General features: G+C 41.5%; 4 protein-coding genes. All 4 read left to right on the top strand.

Annotated features, from left to right (window positions below; genetic code table 11):
* Nucleotides 1-1,791 (top strand): PAS domain-containing protein (locus tag Q1K24_RS09035; protein ID WP_300369157.1); only part of this gene is annotated, 1,791 nt, incomplete at its 5' end.
* Between the two features lie 2 nt (nt 1,792-1,793).
* A complete protein-coding gene (locus tag Q1K24_RS09030; protein WP_300369154.1) occupies nt 1,794-2,495 on the top strand; it encodes a response regulator in 702 nt (233 codons plus the stop codon).
* 83 nt (nt 2,496-2,578) lie between these two features.
* Nucleotides 2,579-4,570: an EAL domain-containing protein gene (locus Q1K24_RS09025; RefSeq protein ID WP_300369151.1), complete on the top strand. Its 1,992-nt coding sequence runs from the start codon at nt 2,579-2,581 to the stop codon at nt 4,568-4,570.
* 10 nt (nt 4,571-4,580) lie between these two features.
* On the top strand, nt 4,581-5,587 hold a 1,007-nt coding region (locus tag Q1K24_RS09020), incomplete at its 3' end, for a methyl-accepting chemotaxis protein (protein WP_300369148.1).

Genomic DNA, 5,587 nt, shown 5'->3' with positions numbered 1-5,587 from the left:
TATGTCAGCAGTGCCATCGAGCGCATTTTGGGTTACCAACCAAATGAATTTATCGGTAAAACGTTGCCTCCAGATGTCCCAAAAAACAGAATAGACGAATACATGAAGACCAAAAGTATTCTCTGTTCCATTTCGCCGCAGCCATTCAAAGGCATGATTCGTCCAAGACAACATAAAAACGGCCAAATTATAATGCTCGAAATTACCGGAACACCCCAATTTGACGAAAAGGGGAATTTTACAGGCTACATTGGGGAAAGCAAAAAAACAACTTCTCCACAAAAACATTATCATGCGTATGAAGAAAAATTTTTCAGCAATGAAATTTTCTGGCAATCCATCGTCAATACATTGCCGATACGTTTTTTTTGGAAAGACAGGCTGCTACGCTACTCCGGTGCCAATCAACTTTTTTTAAGAGACCTCGGTATCCGAACCCTCTCCAAAATTGTCGGCAAAGATGATTTTACATTGGCCAATCCGGATATCGCTTCCATATATCGTGAAGGGGATTTCGAAATCGTCCATCTAGGTAAAGAGTTTTACACGAAAGAGACCAAGATCGTTACATGTGAAGGGCGTAAGCTCGACATCGCAATCTATAAGAGTCCACTGAAAGATTACAAAGGCAATATCATCGGTGTTGCCGGTGCCTATATTGACATCACGGGAACCAAAACACAGGAAAAAGAGCTCAAAGAGTATCTTAACCGTTTGAAAATCGCACAGGAGATGGCCCATATCGTTTATTGGGATTACGATCCCGTCAATAACCGTGCATACTGGTCGGACGATGTATATCGTATGTTCGGATATGAAAACTTCAAACCTACCATGACATTGGAACGGTGTCTGGATCATGTGGTCGAGGAAGACAGACCCATGGTCGAAAAGGCGTTAAAAAAGGCGTTTAGCGATAAAAATTTCAAATACGACATCACCTATAGAATTCTCAAACAGACCGGTGAACTGGCCTATCTGCATTCGAAAGCGAAAGTAACCTTCCAGGATGGCAAACCGGTATGGGTCAGGGGAATCGGTCAGGATATCACGGAAATGAAAAAACTTCAGATCGAGAACGAAAAAAAACAGTCACTGCTGATGCGGCAAAGCAGGCTGGTTCAGATGGGACAACTGTTGAACAATATCGCCCATCAATGGAAGCAGCCGCTTGCCGAACTCAACGCATTAATCCTTGATCTTGAAAACGATTTTATCGAAAATCGGCTCGACCGTAAACGTTTCGACAGATTTTTCGAAGAGTTCGAACATACCACATCCTTCATGGGGGAAACGATCGAAAATTTCAGAGCATACGTAACGCCATCGGAGAATATCGGAATTACAAAACCGGGCAAAGCGATCCATGAAGTACTGAACCTTCTAAAACAGCGCAGTGAAAAAATAGGTGTCGACTATGATATACAGATCTCGGATTGCATTGAGGTTTTTGGTTCGGATCAGGATTTCGTTCATATCTTTCTCGTCCTTCTGAACAATGCGATGGATGCTTTCGAGCGCAATCAAACCAAAAAACCGAAAATCGCGATTTTTGTGAAACAAGGCGAAAACTATTGTGAAATTACTGTCAAAGACAATGCCGGAGGTATCGACAAAAAGATCGTAGAACATATTTTCGACCCCTTTTTCACCTCCAAATTACAGGAAAGAGGAAGCGGCATCGGTCTTTTTATGGCCAAAGCCATCGTTGAAACCCGGTTGCAAGGCAAACTGGAATTGGTCGATCGTATCGAGACGACATTCAGACTGAGACTCAAAGGATTGTCTTGAAAATGAGAAAAAAGTTTCCCTATACGATGCTCTATGTCGAAGATGAAAGAAAGATACGTCAAGCCTATATGCGGCTGTTGAAAAACTATTTTCAGCATGTGTGGACAGCCGAAAACGGGGAAGAAGCCCTTGAACTCTACCATCAAAACGGACCCGAAATTATCATTGCCGATATCCTCATGCCGAAAATCGATGGTCTCCAACTGATCGAACATATCCGAAAAAACGACTTCGACACCCGGGTGATACTTCTGACCGCCCACAGTGAAAAGGAGAAGCTTCTAAAAGCGGCTGAGCTCCATATCTCGAAATATCTTATCAAACCCGTCAAGAAAAAGGAGCTGCTTCAAGCCATCGAACTGGCGGGAAAACAACTCGAGAAAATCAAAGGAGAAATCCTTGGTTTCTCCAACGGCTGCATTTTTCGTGTACGATCCAAACGTCTGCTATGCCAAAACCATGAAGTCGAACTGACAAAAAACGAATCGATTTTTCTCTCCATCCTTGCATCCGATCCGGAATACTATTTCTCCATTGAAGAGATTTCCACCCTTTTCTATATCCGTTACGACAAAGACCTCTCGTCAAATGCCGTCAAAGCACTCATTAAACGTCTTCGGAAAAAAATACCGGGTAATTTTATCGAAAACCGTTTTGGATACGGTTACAGATTGCTGCTGTCTGCTGTTTTGACACCATTTTGACACTAATTTCATACTACTATACAAAAGTTCATAAATATTGGTGATTTTTAAAATCAGGTTTACAAATGATAAAAAGGCTTTGTTTGACAAACCATGATTTTGTCGCAATTTCGGAAAAAATTCAACGATTCCATCGATACAATCCTCTTCTCAGTCAATATAAAATACGCTTCAGTGACGAAACTATCTTAAAAGAGATTGAAAATTTCATCAAATTGCTGAAAATTGACAAGAATAATGCCAAAGAGACTGCCCAACACATTAGTGAACTTTTCATCGAATATACCATACCTTTCGCCATTCTGATAGAAGATTTAGAGATTATCAAAGATTATCTTATTCGCAATGTCTGCACGGAAGAGGACGAAAGCGAAGATGTCGTCGATTTTTTCAACGCTTTAAAAAATTACGCGGGATATTTCTTTCTGAAACATGATGTGGAACATTTTGAAGCGGTCGAAAGCGGACATTTCAAAGAAAAGCTTCTATACAGCATTCACAACAAATGGCAGCACTGGCTGATCGATGCAATCAAAAACGAGAACATGGAAGAGTTTCCATTGACAGACGGGGACTCCTGCCCTTTCCTCTTCGCACTCGACTATCCTGAGTCGAAAATGATCTGTCACGAACTGAATATCTGTGACTATCTGAAAAAAACCCATCACAAGCTGCATGAGTTGGCGATCACATTCGCTTATCTTTTCATACGACAGCATTACAAATCAGCTTACATTGTGTTTTATCAAATCAAAGAGTACAATGAAAAACTTCTCAACCTTGTAAGTATTCTTTATTTCAATGCCCAGATTAACCGGCACCAAACTTTTAAAAACTATCTCTATCATCAGACATTCCATCAAAACAAACTCTATGTCGCCATTTTCGATATTTTCAGTATGAAAGAGATCAACAAACTTCATACTCCAAAAGTTGGCGACAAAGTTATCGAACTGGTAGGAGAAACCCTTAATTCGGTCTATCTCGAAAATCAGGGAAGCATGGTCTACACCAAAGGAATCAGCGGCGATTTTTACATACTGTTTGAAAACTGCTCCCTCGAATCGATCAAAAAAATCGAGCATGCATTCGATGAAACGTTAAAAAAGATGCTTGCCAAATCCCCTCACCTTCCGAAGTTCATTGTAAAAAAGGCTTTTTTAAAACTGGATGAGCCTCTGATCATCGAAAAAGATGAGATGGCTGTCATTTTTTCCTATCTGAAAAAGAAACTGAAAGAAAACGGCACTGTTCAATATTTGATTTCTTCGGACGAACAGAAAAAAATGACGGAGTGGGTCAATGACTATTATTGGCAAATCACCAAATTGAAGGAGGCGATGGAAAAAGGAAAAGTCGAAATTTTTTTGCAACCTATTTCATATATGGAGCGAATCGACAGGACATACGCCTTCGAAGTGTTGGCACGGATCGAAGAGAATGGAAACTTCATACCGGCCGGTGCGTTCATCGACCTGTTCATCGAAATGAAGATGGTCTCCAAGCTCGATTTTCTCGTTCTCGATCGTATTTTATATCATAGTGAGATGATTCGCTCGATTACCGGCAAACTCTTTATCAATGTCTCCGCTTCCACTCTGCTGGATTCGAATTATATCGACAAATTGATCGAGGCCATACGTGGTCCTCTAATAGGTACCGAAATCATCGTGGAACTGACGGAACAGGAGCTTTTGGAAAGTCTCGGACTTATCATACGGCTGAATCAGGAACATGGAATTATCTTTGCCATCGACGATTTCGGCACCGGCTACAGTTCCCTTCAGACTGTCATCCAACTGGCGGAAGAAGGAGTCATTCGGTATCTCAAAATCGACGGTTCTTTGACACAGAGCTTTGAAAACTCTTTATCGACCCAACGGATTCTGAAAATCATATCCGAAATGAGCCAATCCCTGAATCTTGAAACAATTATCGAATTTGTCGAAACGGAAAATCAATGTTACGAACTCGCAACCTACAATATCGATTATGGACAAGGTTATCACCTTGGTAAACCACAAAGCATTCCAGAGTTAGAAAAACGTACAAAAGCAAATCTCTATTCTATATAAAGGAAAAACCATGTTCGGAATAATAAACGGTAAACAGCAGATGCTGCAAAGCGAAAATGCAGCGCTTAAAAAGAGAATTGAATCCCTGGAAGAGGAAATTCAACTTTTAAAACATCAGAATGAAAAGTTTATTGCCGAAGAGCGCGATGTTAGAGATATTCGTGAAGAAAACAAGCTCAAAAATGCTTTGACACGGATGTTGACGAATGGTTGTATTGAAAATATTACGTATATACAAAAAGAGCTGCTCGAAGATATAGAAAAACAGGATGAAATCAACCGACTGAACAGAGAGGGCGGAAATATCATAGCCGAGGTCGAAGAAAATGTCGACAATATCTTCAGCACGGAAACCATTATCCAAATGGCAAACGAACTCAGAAACAACGCGGAAAGCCTCAATGACAGTGTCACCGCGATATCAGAAGTCATCGGTTTGATCAAAGAGATATCGGATCAGACCAATCTACTGGCTCTGAATGCGGCAATCGAGGCGGCCAGGGCAGGAGAACATGGACGCGGTTTCGCCGTAGTTGCAGACGAAGTCAGGCAGCTTGCAGAACGAACCCAGAAAGCGACAGTCGAAGTCGAAATAAGTATCAGCACTCTCAAACAGAATGCTTCGACCATGAATGAAGACAGTGAAAATCTGGAGGCAGAAGCGAATCAGGCAGCTTCCAATCTCCACGATTTCAAAGCGACACTCAAACAGCTCGTCGACAATTCGAAAATTATTGAAAGAGACAACCAGCACACATCCTATGAACTTTTCGCAACACTTGCGAAGCTTGACCATATTCTGTTTAAAGTCAACGCATACAACGGTGTCTTCAACGATCACGAAACAACGCTTTCCGATCATCACAACTGCCGCTTTGGCAAATGGATGGCAACGGAAGGGAAAAAGATCTTCTCGAATACTCCAAGCTATTCACGCATCGAACAGCCCCATGCCGCCGTACACAAAAATGCCCTTGCGGCTCTCGAATGTGTCAGAGAAGGCACCTGTTTGCAGGA

The organism is Hydrogenimonas sp. (genome assembly GCF_029932565.1).
Taxonomy (GTDB): Bacteria; Campylobacterota; Campylobacteria; order Campylobacterales; family Hydrogenimonadaceae; genus Hydrogenimonas.
The sequence above is the reverse complement of the archived record's forward strand: the minus strand, read 5'-3'. Positions and strand labels throughout refer to the sequence as shown.